This is a genomic window from Plantactinospora siamensis (genome assembly GCF_042434095.1).
Classification (GTDB): Bacteria; Actinomycetota; Actinomycetes; order Mycobacteriales; family Micromonosporaceae; genus KBS50.
Map to the genome: position 1 here is coordinate 105,386 of NZ_JBHLUE010000001.1, position 19,079 is coordinate 124,464.

Below are 19,079 nucleotides of genomic sequence, written 5' to 3' on the forward strand. Positions count from 1 at the left end.
GGACGGGCGTGCGCTCAGTCGTCGCCCTGGAAGTAGCTGAGCAGCCGCAGCACCTCGAGGTAGAGCCAGACCAAGCCGACCAGGATCCCAAAGGCGGCCATCCAGGAGTATCGCTCCGGGAGGCCCGCCCGGACGCCCTCCTCGATCTCGGCGAAGTTGAGCACGAAGCTCAGCGCGGCCACCACGATGCAGATCAGGCTGAACCCGACGGCCACCGGCCCGCCGCTGCGCAGCCCGGTGTCCACCCCGAACAGGGCCAGCACGAAGTTGATCAGCATGGCCGCGAACAGGCCGCCCATCACCGCGATGAGGATCCGGGTGAACCGCGGGGTGGCCCGGACCACCCGAGCCTTGTAGAGCAGCACCATGGCGAAGAAGACGCCGAAGGTGGCCACCACGGCCTGCAGGACGATGCCGTCGTAGCCGGCCACCGAGGTGAAGAACTTGCTCACCATGCCGACGAAGACGCCCTCGACCACGGAGTACGCGACCACCAGCGCCGGGTTGGCCATCCGGGAGAAGGAGATGATCAGGCCCAGCACCAGACCGACCACCGCCGCGCCGATCCAGGCCGCGCCGAGCAACGCGTCCGGGATGAGGACCCAGGCGGCCGCGGCCGACGCGGCCAGCAGGCCGAGGAGCGTGGCGGTCTTGACCACCACGTCGTCGATGGTCATCGTCCGGGTGCTGACGGGCGAGGTGGGGAACGCCCCGTTCGGGTAGCCCGAGGGCTCCGGGTAACCGGCCGGCGGGTATCCCTGCCCGTACGCTGGCTGCTGGTAGCCGGCACCGGCGGCGTACCCGGCGCCTCGCTCCCGCACGGCGGTCCGGCCGAACCGGCTGAGCACCGGGTTGGTGGTCTTCACTCCAGGCCTCCCTTGGGGGGTCGTGGCACGACAACGTGCGCCTCAAGGGTAGTGCCCCGACGCCAGCGGGTCGGCGATCCGCTGGACGGGGCCAGCGGTGCCCGGGGCGGGGATCGAACCCGCACGCCTCGCGGCAGCCGCTTTTAAGGCGGCCGTGTCTGCCATTCCACCACCCGGGCCGGGCGCCGGCGCCGCGCAGCGGTCCGGCCCTGTCACCGTAGCGGGTCGATGCCCACCCGGCGCACCCCGCCGGCCGCCCGGCACTAGGGTCAAAGTCGTGACCAGCACAGCCCGCGCGGCGTACGAGGTCGAGCCCGGTACGGCCCCGATCGCGCCCGCGGCCCCCGCAGGACTCCGTCGGACCCGGTTGATCTCCATGGCGCGTACGCACCGGCTGGACCTCATGATCGGCGTGCTCTTCCTGCTGGCCGCCGGCTGGCTCACCCACGGGCTGTGGCCCGACCCGGCCCACCGGGCGCTGGCGCTGAACCCGGCCGACCAGACTCTCTACGAGTGGTTCCTGGCCAGCGACGCCCGGCTGCTGCTCGGGGACTTCAGCCTGCTCAGCGACCGGCTCAACGTGCCGGACGGCGTCAACCTGATGGCCAACACCACGGTGATCGCGCTGGGCGCGCTGTTCGCGCCGGTCACGCTGCTGTTCGGCGCGGCCACCACGTTCGCGCTGATCGCCGCGGCCAACCTCGCGGGCACGGCGATCGCCTGGTATCTGCTCTTCACCCGCACGCTGCGGGCCAGCCGGCCGGCCGCGGCGCTGGGGGCCACGCTCTGCGGCTTCGGACCGGGCATGGTGTCGCAGTCCAACAGCCACCTGCACATGACCGCCCAATGGCTGGTCCCGGTCATCGTGTGGCTGCTGGTGCGGATGGTGCGCGCCGCCGACCCCGAGCACGCCGGTCGGGACCGGCGCCGGATCAGCACCTCGGCGGTCGGGCTGGCCGCCGCGGTGACCGCCCAGGTGTTCATCGGTGAGGAGGTGCTGTTCCTCACCGCCGTCTCGCTGACCGTCTTCGCCGTGGCGTACGCGCTGACCTCCCCCCGGCTGGCCCGGCGGGTCCTGCCCGGCGTCGCCGCCGGGCTGATCCCGGCCGCGCTGCTGGCCGCCGCCGTGCTGGCGTTCCCGCTCTGGTTCCAGTTCAAGGGACCGCAGGGAGTTCGCAACGGGTTGTTCAGCCCGGCATACTTCTCGGCCGACCTGGCCAGCTTCCCGGCGTTCTCCCCGCTGTCCCTGGCCGGTGGCCCCGACGCGGAGCGGCTGAGCACCGGCCCGTCCGAATACAACACGTTCCTCGGCTGGCCGCTGCTGGTCCTCGGCCTGCTCGCCGCAGGCTGGCTGCTGCGCCGGCCCGTGGCGGTGGCCTGCACGACCGCCGCCGTCGTCATGGCGGCGCTGTCGCTCGGACCGGAGCTGGTGGTCCACGGGCACCGGACCGCCGTCGCCACGCCGTACACGCTGCTGCTCGAACTGCCGGTGATCGACGGCGCGCTGCCGATGCGGTTCGCCCTCGCGCTCGTACCGCTGCTGGCCACCGTGCTGGTGCTGGCCGTCGACCGGGCCCGCGGGCTGCGGTGGCCGGCCGCCCGCTGGGTGGCGCCCGCGGTGCTGGCGGCGGCCCTCGTGCCGGTGCTGCCTGCCCCGCTGCCCACCACCGACCGGCCGCCGGTCCCGGAATTCTTCTCGGCGGGCCGCTGGCGGGACTGCGTCCGGCCCACCGGGGTGCTGGTGCCGGTGCCGCTGCCCACCCCGAGCGAGCCGTGGGCGATGCGCTGGGCGGCCAGCCAGGACGTCGGCTTCGCCATGCCGGAGGGCTTCTTCATCGGCCCGTACGGCGACGACCACGGCGCCTCGATGGGCACCTACAAGCAGCCCACCTCGGCGCTGCTGGCCGACGTGGCCCGGCTGGGGGTCATCCCGCCGATCGGCCCCCGGGAGCGCCAGCAGGCGCGGCAGGACCTCGACTTCTGGAACGCGTCCTGCGTGGTGCTCGTCGACGGCGCGCCGCACGCGGAAAGCCTGCGCGGCACCGTGGAGGCGCTGCTCGGGCCGGCCACCCGGGACGCGGACGTCTGGCTCTGGAAGGTCAGATAGGGGAAAGGGGGCCGGGCCTTCAGGGGCGGCGGACGAGCCAGCCGAGCAGGGCGGCCAGGCCGGCGGCCACGGCCAGCCCGGCCAGCGTGGCCGGCAGCCCGACCGGGACGCCCACCCCCGCCACCGCCAGCAGCACCAGCCCGAGCACCGCGCCGACCAGCGCCACGGCCGCCGCCCGGCCCAGCCAGCGCAGCGGGACCGCCGGGTCGACCACCGCGTCGTACGGCAGCAGCGCGGCCAGCGTGGCCAGGCTGTGCGCCAGGTAGAGCGCCCCGGCCAGGCCGAGCAGCCGCCACGGCGCGATGGGCTGGTCGTACGCGGTGGTGGTCACCAGCCAGACGCCCACCGCGAGCAGCACGGCCGCGGTGGTCCACAGCCGGCGCGGCCCGATGGCCGGCAGCAGCGCCACCGCGGCCAGCAGGCCGAACGGCCGGCCGGTCAGCGACCCCACCGGCGCCGCCAGCACGAACGCGACCAGCATGGCGACGAAGACGCCGCCCCGGACCAGCAGCGGGACGGCGGTGGCCCGCCCGGCCGCGCGCCGGGCCGACGCCAGCCACCCGGTGACCGTGTCGATCATCGGCCCACCCTGGGCGCGGTGGCGAGCCGGGCCACGTCCCGGAGGACCAGGTCCAGGCTGCCGGAGCCGGCCCAGGTCACCACCGGCACGCCGTGCTCGCGCAGCTGGCCGATGGTGTTCTCCCGGTCCAGCCGCCAGAGCCGATGGGCCAGCTGCGGCAGCCCCTGCTCCCCGGCCGGCGCGGCGGGCGGCAGCGTGTCGACGGCCACCACGAACCGGCCGGCCCGGGCCAGCCGGGCCAGCATCTCGGCGGAACGGTCCTCCAGCAGCGGGGTGAGCACCACCACGAGGGCGTCGGCCGAGAGCAGGTGCGGGCCGAACACGTGGTCGAACGGCTCGTGTTCGAACGCGTCGGCCTCGACGTCGAGCAGCCACTCCAGCACCGTCAGATACTGCCGGCGGCCGGTCGCCGGGCGCAGCCGGCGGGCGCTCAGGCCGTACTCGAACAGCGACACCCGGTCGCCCCGGTGCAGGTAGTGCTCGGCGATTGCGGCCGCGGCCCGGACCGTGGTGTCCAGCACCGAGGCCGGTCCGCCGATGCCGCCGGACCGGCCCGCCTCGGCCAGCACGTCGAGCAGCAGCACCACCTCGGCGTCCCGGTCGGACAGGGTGGCCGCCACGTGCAGCTGCCGGGACCGCAGCGAGACCCGCCAGTCGATCCGGCGCAGCCGGTCGCCGGGGGCGAAGATCCGCACGCCGGCCAGCTCGCCGCCCTCGCCGGGGCGCCGGGACCGGTGGCCACCGACCAGGCCGGCGGCCCGCGGCATCGCCTCGACGGCCTCGAACGGGTCGGTGGCCGGGTAGACCCGGACCCGCTCCGCGGTCGCGAACACCGGGCGGCTGACCAGCAGCCCGTCGCAGGCCGCCGCGCGGACGCCCGCCGGACCGACCTGGTGCCGGCCCCACCGCCGGGTCCGGCCGGCCAGGTCGAGGCCGATGGCCGCCGCCGCCGGCACGGTGGTGACGAACGGCCGGTCCACCGCCGCGACGGGCGGTTCCCGGTCGGTCGCGAACCCGGCCCGCTCGATGTGCAACCACGGCGACACCCGGGTCCGCACCAGGGCCAGGTCGTAGGTCACCGGTCCCGGCGCGCCGACGGTGACGGCGGCGGTGACCGGGCCGCCCTCCACCAGGTGGGTGTCGTCGACCCCGACCGAGACCGCCGGCAGTTCGACCGGCCGGCGGCGCAGCGCGTACGCGGTGCCCAGCGCGAACGGCGCCGCGAGCACCACCAGGTCGACCCGGCCCAGCAGGACGGCGCCGAGCAGCAGCAGCCCGGTGAGCAGCACCGCCCGGCCGAGGGCCCGAGTGGGCGCCCAGCTCGGGATCCCCTCGTCGGCAGCGCCGTCCGGCTCCGCCCCGCCTTCCGCCGCCGCGGCGCCGGTCAACGGGCCGCCCCGCGGGCGTGGCTCGGCAGCGCGCCGCTGGCCGGGGCCGGCGTACCGGCCAGGACCTCGCCCACGACGAACGCCGGATCGACCCGGCGCAGCCACATCTCCGGCTTGAGGGTGATCCGGTGCGCGAGCGCCGGGACGGCCACCTCCTTGACGTCCTCGGGCACCACGAAGTCCCGGCCGGCCAGCGCGGCCCGTGCCCGGGACAGCAGCAACAGGGCCAGCGAGCCGCGCGGCGAGGCGCCCACCAGCACCGACGGGTGCTCGCGGGTGGCGGTCGCGAGCGCCACGATGTAGCGGCCCACCGAGTCCTCGACCTCGACGTCCTCGATCGCCGCCTGCATGGCCCGCAGGGTGGCCGGCTCGACCACCGCCGGCAGGATCGTCTCCTCCTGCCGCCGCGACATGCGGCGCCGCAGCACGTCCCACTCCTCGTCGGGCTGCGGGTAGCCGAACGAGACCCGGAGCAGGAACCGGTCCAACTGCGCCTCGGGCAGCGGGTACGTGCCCTCGTACTCGATCGGGTTGGCCGTGGCCAGCACGTGGAACGGCGGATCCAGCCGGTAGGTGACGCCCTCCACCGAGACCTGCTTCTCCTGCATGGCCTCCAGCAGCGCGGCCTGGGTCTTGGGCGGGGTCCGGTTGATCTCGTCGGCCAGCAGCAGGTTGGTGAACAGCGGTCCGGCGCGGAAGCTGAAGTCGCCGCTGCGCTGGTCGTACAGGAACGAACCGGTCACGTCGGCCGGCAGCAGGTCCGGAGTGAACTGCAGCCGGCGGAAGTCGAGGCCGAGCGCCTGGGCGAAGGACCGGGCCGTCAGCGTCTTGCCCAGTCCCGGCAGGTCCTCCAGCAGCACGTGCCCGCCGGCGAGGATGCCGGCCAGCACCAGCTCCAGCGCGTCCCGCTTGCCGACCACCACCGAGCCGACCGCGTCGAGCACCTCGCCGGCCAGCCCGGCAACGTCCGCGACGCTCACCGCGGGGAGGTCGTTCATATCTGCTCCAATTGGTCGACGATGGCCGCGAGATCCCGCGGCGACGGTGAGCGGCGGGCCGGAACGGTCAACGCCGTCCAGAGCGGGTCGCCGAGGAGGGCGCGGGCCCGGGTCGGGTCGGTCGCCAGGGTGACGCCGTGCCGCTGCCGCAGGCGCTCGTCGGCCAGCGCCGCGAGGCGGGGCCGGACCAGGTTGTCGTACCGGTCGGCGTCCCCGCTCGTCCAGTCGAGGGTGCGGACCCACCGGCCGACCGCCCAGCTCAGGCCGTCCCGACCCGCCGGGCCGGGGCCGCCGCCCGGCGCGTACCCACCGGGCGCCGGCGCCGGGGACGCCACGGCGGCCGCCCGGCGGATGAAGATCAGCGCCAGCACGCCGGCCAGCACGGCCAGCACCGAGACGGCGAGGCCGACCACCCGGAGCGCCGCGATCACCACGGCGGTGGCCGCGGCCACCACCAGCACGGTCCGGAACCACCGGCCCGAGCGTCGGCGCCGGTTCGACGCCGGCTCGTCCTCGTACCCGAGCAGGTCCTCGATCCCGGCGTTCGCCTCCGGCTCCGCCGCCGGCTCGACCATGCCGAGGTCCACCACCCGGTCGCCGCCGCGCTCGGTCATGCCGCCCACCGACCACGCCCCAGCCGGTGCTGCGCGCTGCGCCCGATCATGCCGGCTCACCCACCTCAGCCGGCCGGCGCGGCCTCACGAGTTCGGCGCGCAGCCTGCCGAGCGCCGCCCGGGCCTGGTCGCGCATCCGCTGGTCGACCACGTGGGTGGCGTACCGGGCCTCCCGGTAGACGCCGGCGAACTCGGCCAGCACGTCGGCGCTGGCGATCGCCGGCGCCCCGGCCGCGCGGTCGCCGCGCAACAGCCGCGCCACCAGGTCCGTCGGGGTGTCGCCGACCCGCCGCGGTACGCCGGCGGCGGCCGCCGCCTCCTCCAACCGCACCCAGCAGGCGATGACCGCGGTACGCGGGTCCGTGGCGGCGTCGTCCAGCTGCCCGAGCCCGGCATCGACAGCGGCCACGACGTCCTCGGTGGTCTGCTCGGTCGATCGGGTGAGCGGGGTGGCCGGAGCGAGCCGGCCGGCGCGCCGCCGCCCGCGGCCCAACATGGCCCACAGGATCACCCCGAGCAGCACCAGGACCACCAGCACGACCAGACCGAGGAGGGCCGGGCCGAGCCAACCGGGCAGCTGGGCGGGCTGGTCCTGCGCGACGCCGGACGGCAGCGGCGCCACCGGCGACGGGGTCGGCAGGTCGGTCGGGTACTCGGGGGCGAACGGCACGTCCTCGCTCGCCGGCGGGATCCGGCGCATCCCGATCGACGAGTGCCCGGCAGCCACCGCGGCCACCGCGAGCAGCCCGACCACCACGAGCGAGGGCCACCACCGGCGCACCGGATCGCGGTCCATGCGCCCTCCCGCTGGGTCAGTCCACCTCGGCCAGTCGCTTCGCCCGCTCGAACACCTCGTCGAGCATCGCCGGGGTGAGCCGCCCGGTAAAGGTGTTCTGCTGGCTGACGTGATAGCAGCCGAGCAGCCTCGGGCCCGCCCCGCCGGACCAGTCTGCCCCATGCCCGAACACCGGGCGCGGGCTGGGCGGGCGCTCGCCGTACACCGCCCGGTACGCCGGCCACCAGGCCGCCCAGGCGAACGCGCCGAGCGCCACCACCACCCGCAGGGTGGGCCGGATCAGCTCCAGCTCTCGATGCAGCCACGGCGCGCAGGTGTCCCGCTCGGCGGGCGTGGGCTTGTTGTCCGGCGGCGCGCACCGGACCGCCGCGAAGATGCGGGTGGACCGCAGCGCCAACCCGTCGTCGGCGGCCACGCTGGTCGGCTGGTTGGCCAGGCCGGCCCGGTGCAGCGCCGCGAACAGCACATCGCCGGACCGGTCGCCGGTGAAGACCCGACCGGTCCGGTTGCCGCCGTGCGCGGCCGGGGCGAGGCCGAGAATGCCGATCCGGGCGTCCGGTGGCCCGAAGCCGGGCACCGGACGCGCCCAGTACTCCTGGTCGCGGAAGGCGGCCCGGCGTACCCGGGCGACCTCTTCGCGCCAGGCGACCAGGCGCGGGCAGGCGAAGCAGTCGCTGACCGCGGCGTCGAGAGCGTCGAGGTCGGCCGCCCGCCCGGCCCGATCGGCGACCGCCGCAGCGGTACGCGGCCCGGCCTCAGCCTGAGCCCCGGCGGCCGACCCCGCCTCCGCCACACCCCGGCTCCGGCGGCGCTCAGCCTGAGTCCCGGCGGCCGACCCCGCCTCCGCCACACCCCGGCTCCGGCGGCGCTCAGCCAAGTTTCGCTCGGAAGAATTCGAGGGTGCGGGCCCAGGCGCTGGCCGCGGCCGGGTGGTGGTAGACCTCCGGCCGGTCGTCGTTGAAGAACGCGTGCGACGTGCCCGGGTAGTCGTACACGGTGCACTGGCCGCCGGCGGCCTCGACGGCCCGCCGGGCCGCCTGGACGCCCTCGGCGGCGGACGTGCCGTCCTCCTCGGAGCAGTGGATGAGCGCGCTCTTGCCGGCGTAGTCCGACCAGTCCGGACGCATCCGCTCCCAGGGCAGCACCGGGTAGAACCCGACCGCCCCGACGATGCGCTCGGAGAGGGTGGCCGACCAGAGCGCGAGGCTGCCGCCCGCGCAGAAGCCAACCGCGCCGACCTTGCCGGTCACTTCGGGCCGGTTCGCCAGATAATCGGCGGCGCCCGCGATGTCCCGGGCGGCCTGGTCCATGGCCAACCCCATGATCATCTTTCCGGCCTCGTCCGGCTCGACCGCGGTGGCGCCGTGGTAGAGGTCGGGGGCGAGCGCCACGAAACCCGCCCCGGCGAACCGGTCGGCCACCGCCTTGATGTGCCCGACCAGCCCCCAGTACTCCTGGATGACGATCACCGCGGGCCAGGTCTCACCGCCGCTGGGCACCGCGAGGTAGCCCTCACTGGTCCCCCCGTTGCTGCGATAGCTCACCATCTCGCCCATCGGCCGTCCTCCTGTCGGTCAGTCATCGTTGGCTGGTCGCACAGTCCGTCCGGCCGAGGTCCATCGGCCGGACATCCGAGGCGTGCTGCTACGTGCCGGTAGCGTGCCATGCCGTGGTGCTGCCGGGGAAGGCACCGACAACGTGGCGTATCCCTCCTGTGTTCACGTTGTCGTGGCCGGATCGTCAGGAGCGAGTCACCGCCGGCGTGGGTTGACCGGTCGCGGCCGGGGTGGCCGGGCCGGTGGCGGCCGAGGTGGCCGGGCCGGTGGCGGCCGGGGTGGCCGGGCCGATGGAGGGCGCCGGCTCGCCGGTGGCGGCCGGCCCTCGACCGAGGCCGTGGAACGGGGCCTCGGCCGGGCAGAACGGGTACGCGTACCTGACGTGGTCGCTCGCGCGCTCCTGGGCCGGCTCGGCCGTCGGATCGACCGACGGCTGGGGACACCAGTCCGGGTAGCCCAGCTCGATCGGGCGGCCGTTCTGGTCGAAGATCCGGGCGCCGTCGACCAATCTGCCCTCGCTGTCGTAGACGTACAGGTCCTGCACGTTGGTGTACGGGTTGTCGCTGTAGGACGGGGCGAAGTACCCGTTCTGTCGGGCCATGCCGTCGGCCCCCACCAGCCCGGCCAGCCCGATCACGGCCAGAAGCGCCCCGGCGCCGTGCACCGCAACCTTCCGCAGGCCGGTCAACCCGTCGCTCCGGCGACCCAACCAGACCGAACCGATCACCGCGGCCAGCAGGAAGAGCATGGCGACCAGGGGACTGCCACCCAGCCGGGGCAGCACGGTCGGGCCGTCGCCGAACATGCTCAACGCGAGCACCAGCAGATAGCCGCGCAGCACCCACCAGGCCGGCCGCAGCAGCCGGAGGAACTCGCTGGTCCGGGCGTACCCCAGCAGCGGGCCGGTGGCCAGGTCCAGCGCGGTGAGCCGGTCCGCGAGGGCGCGCCGCAGCGCCGCCGCGCGATCCGGCCGCGCGGCCTCGCCGTCCGCCGGTTCCGCCAGGCCCGCGGCCGCCCGCAGCTCGGCCGCGTACGCCTCGGGGGGTCCGAGCCGGTCGATCAGCGAGCCGGTCGACTCGGCGCCGACCTCGGTGAGATGCTCCGGCAGATCCTCCAACAGCTCCCGCCGTACGTCCGGCGGGAGATCGGCCAGCGCGACGTGCACCCGCCCGACGTACTCGGTGATCTCCTGTCCACTGATGACGCTCACGCGGCGCCACCCTTCGTTCGCGACTGCGGGGCTCGCAACCCCGGCTCACTCCTCGCGCTCACGCGGCGATCCCCCGATCCTCCAGCAGAGAGTTCATAGTGTGGGCGAACGACCGCCACACCTTGCCGGAGCGGGCCAGGTGCTCGCGGCCGGCCTTGTTGAGCGAGTAGTACTTGCGGTGCGGTCCCGCCTCGCTCGGCACCACGTAGGTGGTCAGCAGGCCGGCGCCGAACAGCCGGCGCAGCGTGCCGTACACGGAGGCGTCGCCGACCTCATCGAGGCCGGCCTCGCGCAGCCGGCGCATGATGTCGTACCCGTAGCCGTCGGAGTCCCGGAGCACGGCCAGGACCGCGAGATCCAGCACGCCCTTGAGCAACTGCGTGGTGTCCACGCGTCGCACACTACTGCGCATTGCGAGATAGCTCAACAGACGCACCGTAGACCCGACCCGGCAGTGACCGGGATGGCCGGGAATCGGCGACCGCCTCTAGAGTGCAGATGTCACCGACGGATCCCGGGGGTTGAGTTGACCGACAGTTTTCCGGTGCCCAACTACGAGCAGGCCGACCGGCCGCCGGTGGACCTGCGCACCGACTATCCGCACCCGGCCCGGGTCTACGACTACCTGCTGGGCGGGAAGGACAACTTCGCCGCCGACCGGGCGGCGGCGGAGAAGGGGCTGCAGGCCAACGGCAACAGCCGGGTGCCGCCCCGGGAGAACCGCGCCTTCCTGGCCCGCGCGGTCCGCTACCTCGCGGCCGAAGGCGGCATCCGGCAGTTCCTCGACATCGGCACCGGCATCCCCACCGCGCCGAACGTGCACCAGGTGGCCCAGCAGGTGGACCCCACGGCCCGGGTCGTGTACGTCGACAACGACCCGATCGTGCTCTCGCACGCCCGGGCGCTGCTCACCGGCACCGAGCAGGGCCGCACCGAGTACCTCGACGCCGACCTGCGCGACGTGGACGGGATCCTCGGCTCGCCGCGGCTGCGCAAGGTGATCGATCTGGACCAGCCGGTCGGGCTGCTGCTCATCGCGATCCTGCACTTCGTCGGCGACTCCGACCAGCCGTACGAGATCGTGCGCCGCCTGCTCGACGCCCTGCCGTCCGGCAGCTACCTCGCGCTCTCGCACCTCACCGGCGATTTCGAGCCGGCGGCCTGGGAGAAGATCGCGGAGATCTACCGGCTCCAGGGGGTGACCATGCGGGTCCGCCCGAGGGCCGAGATCGAGCGGTTCTTCGACGGCCTCGAACTGGTGGAGCCCGGTCTCCAGGTGGTGACGCACTGGCGGCCCGACGCCGACGCCGAGCCGCCGTCCGACGCGGCGGTGTCGGTGTACGGCGCGGTGGCCCGGAAGCCCTGACCGTGCCCTGATCGGTCAGCTCCGCCGGCCTCGGCGGCTGATCGGTCAGCTCCGCTGGCCTCGGCGGCTGATCGGTCAGCTCCGCCGGCCTCGGCGGGGGTCGCCGAGCGGGACGAGCCGGCGATCGCCCAACCGGGTCAGCCTGGCCAGCGGCGCGCTGGCCAGGCTCACCACCCGGGCCAGCGCGGGCCGGGACTGCCGACGCAGCAGCCGGGGGCCGATCCCCGCCAGCACGGCCGTGAGCGCCGGCAGCGGGCGGCCGAACAGGGTGATCTCCCGGATGTGCCCGTCCCGATCCAGCCGGAGCAACTGCGCCTCCTCGACCCGCTCCCCACCGGCCCGGGCGTGGTAGAACAACGCCCGGGTGTCGCCCTCGCCGACCGCCGTGTGGAACCGGATGTCCTCGATCACCTCGAAGGCGGCGGTCAGCATCTCCCGGATCTCGTCCGGGCCATGAAACCGGAACTGCGCGGTCAGCGGAGAGATGAGTTCGACGTCCGCGCTGAGGCACCGGGCCGCCGCCTCCGCGTCGCCCAGCTCACCCGCCGCCCGCCACGCGGCCACGGTCTCCTCGTACGCCTGCCTCTGTCGCGATGCGGTCACCGGATCCTCCCCCGATACTGGCCCGGTTCCCACTGTCCCATGGGGACGGGCATCCATCGGTACGGTCAACGCATGGGCGACGCGGTGCGGGTGGCGTACACGAAGTTCGACGGTTCGCTGCACTACCACCAGACGATGACCCGGCTGGGCGCCGACGAGCACGGCAGCTGGCTCGGCGCACCGCCGGGGACCATCATGCGCAAGGGGGCGGACGGGCCACCCATCACAATCCCCCAGCCGCACGTCCTGCTCGTGCCTGGAAGCGGCTGGTGGACGGCGGTCTTCAACGGTGAGCCGGCGCGGCTGGAGATCTACTGCGACATCACCACGCCGGCGACCTGGCCCGACCCGCACACGGTGACGATGATCGACCTGGACCTCGATGTGGGGCGGATCCGGGCCGACGGCCGGGTCGAGCGGTACGACGACGACGAGTTCGCCGAGCACCAGATCCGGTACGGCTACCCGGCGGAGGTGGTGGCGCAGGCGAGCGCCGCGGCGGACTGGCTGATGGCGGCCGTGTCGGCCGCGGCCGAACCGTTCGGCGGCGCCCACCGACGCTGGCTGGCCCGGGTGGCCCCGGCCGGCCCTCCCGGCGCCACAGCCGCCCGGCACTCCTGACCCGCCCGGGCTCCCTTGATCGACACATGTTCGGCGAAGTCGGGGGATGCCAGCGACCGCAACACCCCCGGTACGCCGATGTCGCGTTGATCACGGGCGCCAGCCGCGGACCGGATCAAGCCAGACCGCCGTCTCCCAGGCCGCCGGCGTGGCGCCGCTGCAAGGTAACCGGCCGTCGCGGGTCATGCGTACGACACTCGGGCGCGGTGGATCACTCCGGCCCCCGACCCGAACCGCACCTCCGGTGGGTGATTCAAAGCCGCCGACGGTGGGCCGCCCCACCGACGCCGACCGGGTCGAGTGCACTCGCAGCCCGCGCCGCGAGTCGAGCCGCGCCGGTCCGGGAAGCAGCACATGCACCTCGTCGCCGAACGTCGCGGCGTGGTGGACGCCATGCAGATACGCTGCCGATGGTCCGGCGATGACGGCCGTTGGCGGCAACCGCAGGGCAACTGCCTGACAGGCCAGCGAATGATCCCGTTCCAGCCTGGAGTCGGCGTACACGTCCCGGCCGAGCCGGATCCAGCCGCGACCGCGCAGCTGGTCAGGCGTGAGTAGGCCTCGCCGGATCGCCTCAGAGCCGCGGAAGACGCGCCAGGCCAGGGCCGAGGGGCGGGCGGGACCTGGAGGCATGCTCCCAGGGTTCCGCTCGGACCCACCTCCCGGCACCCCTGTGGACAGCCCGTGCCGGCAACCCGGACCGGCCCTGTGGACAATGGCCGGCTTCCCCGCCGAGCATGCTAAAAGACCAAGGTCAACACGAGATCGGCGAAGTCGGTGGACACCGGCGACCGCGATACCCCTGGTACGCCGATGTTGTGTCGATCTTCCGCGGGGAGCCGCCGCCTCAGGAGAGGCTCCAGGCGATGCCGTCGAGGATGTCGTGCTCGCTGGCCACCACGGCGTCCATCCCGGCCCGCTGCATGATCGTCTGCAGGACCAGCGCGCCGGCCCCGATCACGTCCGCCCGGCCCGGGTGCATCACCGGGATCGCCCGGCGCTGCTCGGAGCTCATCGAAAGCAGCTCGGTGGTCACCTTCGCCACGTCGTCGTACGGGATCCGCGCGTGGTGGATCCGGCCCGGGTCGTACGCGCGCAGGCCGAGCGCGATGGCCGCGACGGTCGTCACGGAACCGGCCAGCCCGACCAGCGTCGCGGCCTCCCGGCCCGGTACGCCACGGGCCTGCCGGCCGCCGGTTTGCCGGCCGCCGCCGGAAGCACCGCGACCCACGGCGTCGAGCGCGCGGTCCACCGCCGCCGTGATGTCGGCCTGGGCCGCGGCGATCTCGTCCACGGTCGGCGGATCGCCGTGCAGGTGCCGCTCGGTCATCCGGACGCAGCCGATGTCCATCGAGATGGCGGCCTCGAGCGTGCGCGCGCCCACGACGAACTCGGTCGAGCCGCCGCCGATGTCCACCACGAGGAACGGGGCCCGGGCGTCCGGCGGCAGGCCGCGGACGGCGCCGGTGAACGACAGCCGGGCCTCCTCGTCCCCCGTCACCACCTCGGGTTCGACGCCGAGCGTGCGGCTCACCATGGCCCGGAACTCGTCCGCGTTGCTCGCGTCCCGGGACGCCGACGTGGCCACCATGCGGACCCGCTCGGCGCCGGTCCGCTCGATCTCGGCCGCGTAGTCGGCCAACGCCACCCGGGTCCGTTCGATGGCCTCCGGGGCCAACCGGCCGGTCCGGTCGACGCCCTGACCCAGCCGGACGATCTCCATCCGGCGCACCACATCGCGCAGCGGCGCCGCCGCGGCCGCCGACTCACCGCCCGCCGGCTCCGCCCCACCGCCCGCCGGCTCCGACGGACCGTCCGCGGGACCCCCGGGGCCGGGGGCCCGGTCGGGCTCCGGCAGGTCGGCCACCAGCAGCCGGATGGAGTTTGTCCCGCAGTCGATCGCCGCCACCCGTGTCGCGCTCATTGGACGAACCTACCCAGCCAGCCGCAGCAGCATCCGGGTGTTCCCGAGGGTGTTCGGCTTGACGCGTTCGAGATCCAGGAACTCCGCCACGCCCTCGTCGTACGAGCGGAGCAGCTGCTCGTACACCGGCGACGGAACGGGCGCCCCATCGATCTCCGCGAACCCGAACGAGGCGAAGAACCGGGTCTCGAAGGTGAGGCAGAAGACCCGGGTGACCCCGACCTCGCGGGCGGTCGACAGCAGCTCCTCGACGATCCGGTGCCCGATCCGCCGCCCCCGGCAGTCCGGATGCACGGCCACGGTCCGGATCTCGGCGAGGTCCTCCCACATCACGTGCAGCGCCCCGCAGCCGACCAGCCGGCCGTCGGACGGCCGCACGGCCACCCGGAACTCCTGCACGTCCTCGTACAGCGTGACGGTGGCCTTGCTGAGCAGCCGGCGTTCCGGGCTGTAGGTGTCGATCAGCTCACGGATGCCGCGCACGTCCGCGGTCCGGGCCCGCCGCACCAGCACGTCCGGTTCGCTCACGTCAGCCCAGACCCGGCCCGGAGCCGTCCACCGGCGCGCCGTCCCGAGTCCGCTCCGCCGACTCCACGCCGGGAGCAAGGTCCGGCAGCTCGACGCACGGGCCGGCCGTCCACCACGGGTCGATGGCCGCCAGCGTCTCGTCGCCGAACGGGTTGACCCCGGGGCCGACCGCCAGGGCATGCCCGAGATGCACGTGCAGGCACTTGACCCGGCCCGGCATGCCGCCGGCCGAGACGCCGGCGATCTCCGGCACCCGACCGATGGCCTCCCGGCGGGCCAGGTAGTCCTCGTGCGCCGCGCGGTACCGGGCAGCCAGGTCGGGATCGGTGGCCAGCCGCTCGGCCATCTCCTTCATCAGCCCGGCCGACTCCAGCCGGCTGCACGCGCCGGTGGCGCGCGGGCAGGTCAGATAGAACAGGGTGGGGAACGGCGTCCCGTCGGCCAGCCGCGGCGTGGTCTCCACGACGTCCGGCAACCCGCACGGGCACCGGTGCGCCACGGCCCGCGTACCCCGGGGCCGGCGTCCGAGCTGCGCGGCCACCGCGGCCAGGTCACCCGCCGTGGCCTCCGCACGCTCCGGCGGCGGTACGTCGTCAGCGGCGCTCATGAGCCCGGTTGCCCATCGCCGTTGGCGGCCTGGATGCTGGACCACAGCGTTTCGGACCAGGGCGCCGCCGGACCGGGCTTGGTGGCGGCCGGGTTCTGACCGGCGTCCCGGGCCGCGCCGGCCGGGTCGTCCAGCCGGATCAGCGGCGTCTCCCCGGGCTCCACCATGTAGAACCGCTTCCTGGCCTGGGTCTTGATGTAGTTGTCGTCCTGCCACAGCGCCGCCTGGTCGCTCAGCTCCCCGATCCGCTTGCGTTGGGCGTTCTGCGCCGCCTCCAGCTGGGCGATCTCGGACTGCTGGGTCAGGTAGAGGCGTACCGGATAGGTGTAGGCCAGGGCCAGGGCGATGATCACGCCGAACAGCACGGTCGCGCGCCCGGTGATCCGGCGCGGCGCGGCCGCGCTGGTGCGTTCGGCGGCGCCGGCCGCGGCGGCCCGGCGGGCGGACGCGGGCCGGTTGGCGGACCGGCTGGCGTCCCGGCCCGGCGCCGGGCTGCGGCCGGAGCCGGCCCGGCCGGTGGCCCGGACGCGGGTCTCCCGGGCGGTCCCGCGGACCGCCGGTCGGCCGGGCTGGCGCGCGGGCCGCTGCCCGCTGGGTGTACGGCGCTGGCTCATGGCCGGCGGGGCTCCTCCCCACGCTCGGTCGGGGTCAGGGTCCTCGGCTCGGCCGAGGTCCCTGCCCCGACCCTAGTCTGCGCAGACCGTCCGGGACCGGGCGGACCGGCCCCGGACGGCGTGCCGGTCAGGCGGAACGGTACCGCGGGAAGGCGCCGGCGCCGGCGTAGCGCGCGGCGTCGGCCAGCTCCTCCTCGATCCGCAGCAGCTGGTTGAACTTGGCGACCCGCTCGGAGCGGGCCGGCGCGCCGGTCTTGATCTGACCGCAGCCCATGGCCACCGCGAGGTCGGCGATGGTGGTGTCCTCGGTCTCGCCGGACCGGTGGCTCATCATGGTCCGGAAGCCGGCCCGGTGCGCCAGGTCCACCGCGTCGAAGGTCTCGGTGAGCGAGCCGATCTGGTTGACCTTGACCAGCACCGCGTTGGCGGCCTTCTCGGCGATGCCGCGCGCGATCCGCTGCGGGTTGGTGACGAAAAGGTCGTCCCCGACGATCTGGATCCGCTCCCCGACCGAGGCGGTGAGCGTGCTCCAGCCGCTCCAGTCGTCCTCGGCCAGCGGGTCCTCGATCGACACGATCGGGTACGAGTCGAGCAGCTTGTGGTAGTAGGCCGCCATGTCGTCGGCGGACTTTCCGGCGCCCTCGAACGTGTAGACGCCGTTGTCGAAGAACTCGGTGGCCGCCACGTCGAGCGCGAAGACGATGTCGGTGCCAAGCCGGTAGCCGGCCTTCTCCACGGCCTCACCGATCAGGTCCAGCGCCGCCGAGTTGGTCGGCAGGTCGGGCGCGAAGCCGCCCTCGTCGCCCAGCCCGGTGCTCAGGCCACGCTTCTTCAGCACCGACTTGAGCGCGTGGTAGACCTCGGCGCCGTACCGCAGCGCCTCGCGGAAGGTCGGGGCGCCGATCGGAGCGATCATGAATTCCTGGATGTCGACGTTGGAGTCCGCGTGCGCGCCGCCGTTCAGGATGTTCATCATCGGCACCGGCAGCAGGTGCGCGTTCGGGCCGCCCAGGTAGCGGAACAGGCTCAGCTCGGCGCTGCCGGCGGCCGCCTTGGCCACCGCCAGCGAGACGCCGAGGATGGCGTTCGCGCCCAGCCCGGACTTGTCGGCCGTACCGTCGAGGTCCAGCATCTTCTGGTCGATCAGGCGCTGCTCGCTCGCCTCGTACCCGATCAGCTGGTCGACCACCCGGTCCTCGATGTTGGTGACCGCGTTCTCGACGCCCTTGCCGTTGTAGCGGTCCTGGTCGCCGTCGCGCAGCTCGATCGCCTCGTACGCGCCGGTGGAGGCGCCCGACGGCACGGCCGCCCGCGCCACCGTGCCGTCGTCCAGCCCGACCTCGACCTCGACGGTCGGGTTCCCGCGCGAGTCGAGAATCTCCCGGGCGACGATTCCCTCGATGGTGGCCACTGTGTCGCTCCTCGTTGTCGTTGAAACCGATCGGGCCGCGACGGCGCGGCCGAGGCAACGCCCGCAGCGTATCGCCTTCCGGTCGGCCGTCCGGGCGGTGCCCGGCAGACCCGTCCACCTGCCGGACCTCGGCCGGCGCGGTAACCGGATTGCGCGCGGCCGCGGCGATCGGCCAGGCTGGCCGGTATGCGCTCGGATACCGGCCCGTTGACCCGCGTCCTGGCCGGCGCGATCGCCACCACGGTGCTGCTGGGCGGCTGCGAGTCGCTGGACGACCCGGAGCGCACGCTGCCGCGGACGGACCTGGTGAACGACCTGGCCGGCCGGCTGGAGGCGGCGGCCGGGCTGGCGTACTCGGCCGAGTACGCCCTGCCGGGCGGCGGCCGGGGCACGATCTCCCAGACTCCGGGCCCGCGCCGGGCCGCGTACCGGTATCCCGGTGGGATGACCATGGTCGGCGCGGACGCGCTGGCCCGCTGCGTGACCAGCGGGCCCCGGCCGACCTGCACCCTCGATCCGCCGCCGGGGCCGACGGAGCCGCCGCCCGCGACGGCCCTGGCCGCGGCCAGCCGGGCCGGCCTGGTCACGCCGCCGGTGGTGATCTCGCTGCTCACGGCCACCGCGCTGGACCAGGATGCGGTCGTGGAGCAGCGGGACACCACGGTCGCCGGCCGGCACGGCTCCTGCGTGGCCGTCCGGCAGCTGGCGAACGCCGCCACGGCCGCCTTCAAAGCCTGCGTCACCAGCGACGGGGTCCTCGGCAGCTTCACCGGGGTGCTCGACGGCCGACCGCGGGAGACGGCGTTGAGCAGCTATCGTGCCGGTGTCGACGGGGGCGCCTTCGACCTGCCGGCGGGCGCCGAGGTGCGCGACCGGCGACCCGGTGGCCGCTGACACCCGGGCCGGGCCCCCTCAACCACCATGCGACCATCACCCCCGTGCTCCGGTCGGGCTTAGGCTAGGAGCGGCGACCACACCCTTCGATGGGTCGCGAAGCCATCGGGTGACCTTTCTCGCCCGCCGTCCCCGGGGTGTCCGCGTAATGCGAACGGCCGTCAAATCGCTGCATTGCCCCGGCCGAGAACGACGGTAAGAATCGCCCGGCGGGCAGGTTTCACCACAGGCTGAGTCGGGAGGTCCCGTGCGTCGATCGTTGTTCGCCACCACGGTGACCGGGCCCGGCCCGTCCGTCACCACCCCCGTCGCGCAGTGGGACCGCGACGGGACGTTCCGGCTGCGCGGGCCCGTTCGCCAGCCGTCCTGATACCGCGGTCGGGGCCGGGCGGGAGC

20 protein-coding genes, 1 tRNA gene and 1 pseudogene are annotated in these 19,079 nt (G+C 74.4%); 5 read left to right on the forward strand and 17 right to left on the reverse strand.

All coding sequences use genetic code 11. The annotated features are described in order from the left end of the window. Positions 1 to 14: 14 nt before the first annotated feature. Positions 15 to 866: a Bax inhibitor-1/YccA family protein gene (locus tag ACFFHU_RS00400; protein WP_377334473.1), complete on the reverse strand. Its 852-nt coding sequence runs from the start codon at positions 864 to 866 to the stop codon at positions 15 to 17. 98 nt (positions 867 to 964) lie between these two features. Beyond that, positions 965 to 1,045, reverse strand: a tRNA-Leu gene (locus ACFFHU_RS00405). Between the two features lie 98 nt (positions 1,046 to 1,143). Between ACFFHU_RS00405 and ACFFHU_RS00410 the strand changes: the two genes are divergently transcribed. After that, entirely contained in the window at positions 1,144 to 2,973 is a 1,830-nt protein-coding gene (locus ACFFHU_RS00410; RefSeq protein WP_377334475.1) for a hypothetical protein, read from the forward strand. 19 nt (positions 2,974 to 2,992) lie between these two features. On the opposite strand, the gene ACFFHU_RS00415 is transcribed toward ACFFHU_RS00410, so the two are convergent. From ACFFHU_RS00415 to ACFFHU_RS00455, 9 genes are all read right to left on the reverse strand, one after another. Next, on the reverse strand, positions 2,993 to 3,550 hold the full coding sequence (locus tag ACFFHU_RS00415) for a hypothetical protein (protein ID WP_377334853.1): 558 nt from the start codon (positions 3,548 to 3,550) through the stop codon (positions 2,993 to 2,995). After that, positions 3,550 to 4,881 (reverse strand): DUF58 domain-containing protein, encoded by a 1,332-nt coding sequence (locus ACFFHU_RS00420; protein WP_377334855.1) that lies wholly within the window; start codon positions 4,879 to 4,881, stop codon positions 3,550 to 3,552. Before ACFFHU_RS00420 ends, ACFFHU_RS00415 begins: the two co-directional genes overlap by 1 nt. Positions 4,882 to 4,937: 56 nt before the next feature. Further along, a complete protein-coding gene (locus ACFFHU_RS00425; RefSeq protein WP_377334477.1) occupies positions 4,938 to 5,939 on the reverse strand; it encodes an AAA family ATPase in 1,002 nt (333 codons plus the stop codon). After that, a complete protein-coding gene (locus ACFFHU_RS00430) occupies positions 5,936 to 6,553 on the reverse strand; it encodes a hypothetical protein (RefSeq protein ID WP_377334479.1) in 618 nt (205 codons plus the stop codon). The genes ACFFHU_RS00425 and ACFFHU_RS00430 overlap by 4 nt, the downstream gene beginning before the upstream one ends. Positions 6,554 to 6,599: 46 nt before the next feature. Continuing rightward, positions 6,600 to 7,349 (reverse strand): DUF4129 domain-containing protein, encoded by a 750-nt coding sequence (locus ACFFHU_RS00435; protein ID WP_377334481.1) that lies wholly within the window; start codon positions 7,347 to 7,349, stop codon positions 6,600 to 6,602. A 16-nt stretch (positions 7,350 to 7,365) separates the two neighbouring features. Further along, positions 7,366 to 8,142, reverse strand: coding sequence for a uracil-DNA glycosylase (locus tag ACFFHU_RS00440; protein WP_377334483.1), 777 nt, complete (start codon positions 8,140 to 8,142; stop codon positions 7,366 to 7,368). 76 nt (positions 8,143 to 8,218) lie between these two features. Next, positions 8,219 to 8,905: a dienelactone hydrolase family protein gene (locus tag ACFFHU_RS00445; protein ID WP_377334485.1), complete on the reverse strand. Its 687-nt coding sequence runs from the start codon at positions 8,903 to 8,905 to the stop codon at positions 8,219 to 8,221. Between the two features lie 184 nt (positions 8,906 to 9,089). After that, complete coding sequence (locus tag ACFFHU_RS00450; protein ID WP_377334487.1) at positions 9,090 to 10,115, reverse strand: HAAS signaling domain-containing protein; 1,026 nt, start codon at positions 10,113 to 10,115, stop codon at positions 9,090 to 9,092. Between the two features lie 58 nt (positions 10,116 to 10,173). Next, the gene (locus tag ACFFHU_RS00455; protein WP_377334489.1) at positions 10,174 to 10,506 is read right to left on the reverse strand and encodes a PadR family transcriptional regulator; all 333 of its coding nucleotides are present in this window, start codon (positions 10,504 to 10,506) and stop codon (positions 10,174 to 10,176) included. 153 nt (positions 10,507 to 10,659) lie between these two features. Between ACFFHU_RS00455 and ACFFHU_RS00460 the strand changes: the two genes are divergently transcribed. Next, a complete protein-coding gene (locus ACFFHU_RS00460; RefSeq protein ID WP_377334491.1) occupies positions 10,660 to 11,481 on the forward strand; it encodes an SAM-dependent methyltransferase in 822 nt (273 codons plus the stop codon). Positions 11,482 to 11,556: 75 nt separating this feature from the next. On the opposite strand, the gene ACFFHU_RS00465 is transcribed toward ACFFHU_RS00460, so the two are convergent. After that, entirely contained in the window at positions 11,557 to 12,084 is a 528-nt protein-coding gene (locus tag ACFFHU_RS00465) for a nuclear transport factor 2 family protein (protein WP_377334493.1), read from the reverse strand. Between the two features lie 72 nt (positions 12,085 to 12,156). Between ACFFHU_RS00465 and ACFFHU_RS00470 the strand changes: the two genes are divergently transcribed. Then, positions 12,157 to 12,705, forward strand: a complete 549-nt coding sequence (locus ACFFHU_RS00470; protein ID WP_377334495.1) for a DUF402 domain-containing protein — start codon at positions 12,157 to 12,159, stop codon at positions 12,703 to 12,705. Positions 12,706 to 13,552: 847 nt separating this feature from the next. Here ACFFHU_RS00470 and ACFFHU_RS00475 read toward each other — a convergent pair. The 5 genes and pseudogenes from ACFFHU_RS00475 to eno all read right to left on the reverse strand — a co-directional run bounded on the left by ACFFHU_RS00475 (position 13,553) and on the right by eno (position 17,789). After that, positions 13,553 to 14,614: a Ppx/GppA phosphatase family protein gene (locus tag ACFFHU_RS00475; RefSeq protein ID WP_377334857.1), complete on the reverse strand. Its 1,062-nt coding sequence runs from the start codon at positions 14,612 to 14,614 to the stop codon at positions 13,553 to 13,555. Between the two features lie 24 nt (positions 14,615 to 14,638). Further along, positions 14,639 to 15,157: an amino-acid N-acetyltransferase gene (locus ACFFHU_RS00480; RefSeq protein ID WP_377334497.1), complete on the reverse strand. Its 519-nt coding sequence runs from the start codon at positions 15,155 to 15,157 to the stop codon at positions 14,639 to 14,641. A gap of 82 nt (positions 15,158 to 15,239) precedes the next feature. After that, positions 15,240 to 15,764 (reverse strand): annotated as a pseudogene (locus tag ACFFHU_RS00485) (DUF501 domain-containing protein); the annotation flags it as partial. Beyond that, positions 15,761 to 16,378, reverse strand: a complete 618-nt coding sequence (locus ACFFHU_RS00490; RefSeq protein WP_377334499.1) for an FtsB family cell division protein — start codon at positions 16,376 to 16,378, stop codon at positions 15,761 to 15,763. The pseudogene ACFFHU_RS00485 and the gene ACFFHU_RS00490, both read right to left, overlap by 4 nt. A 127-nt stretch (positions 16,379 to 16,505) precedes the next feature. After that, on the reverse strand, positions 16,506 to 17,789 hold the full coding sequence (eno, locus tag ACFFHU_RS00495) for a phosphopyruvate hydratase (protein ID WP_377334501.1): 1,284 nt from the start codon (positions 17,787 to 17,789) through the stop codon (positions 16,506 to 16,508). Between the two features lie 186 nt (positions 17,790 to 17,975). Here eno and ACFFHU_RS00500 point away from each other — a divergent pair, with 186 nt between their 5' ends. Next, positions 17,976 to 18,683 (forward strand): hypothetical protein, encoded by a 708-nt coding sequence (locus ACFFHU_RS00500; protein ID WP_377334503.1) that lies wholly within the window; start codon positions 17,976 to 17,978, stop codon positions 18,681 to 18,683. A gap of 247 nt (positions 18,684 to 18,930) precedes the next feature. Continuing rightward, a complete protein-coding gene (locus ACFFHU_RS00505; RefSeq protein WP_377334505.1) occupies positions 18,931 to 19,053 on the forward strand; it encodes a hypothetical protein in 123 nt (40 codons plus the stop codon). The last annotated feature ends 26 nt before the right edge of the window (positions 19,054 to 19,079 follow it).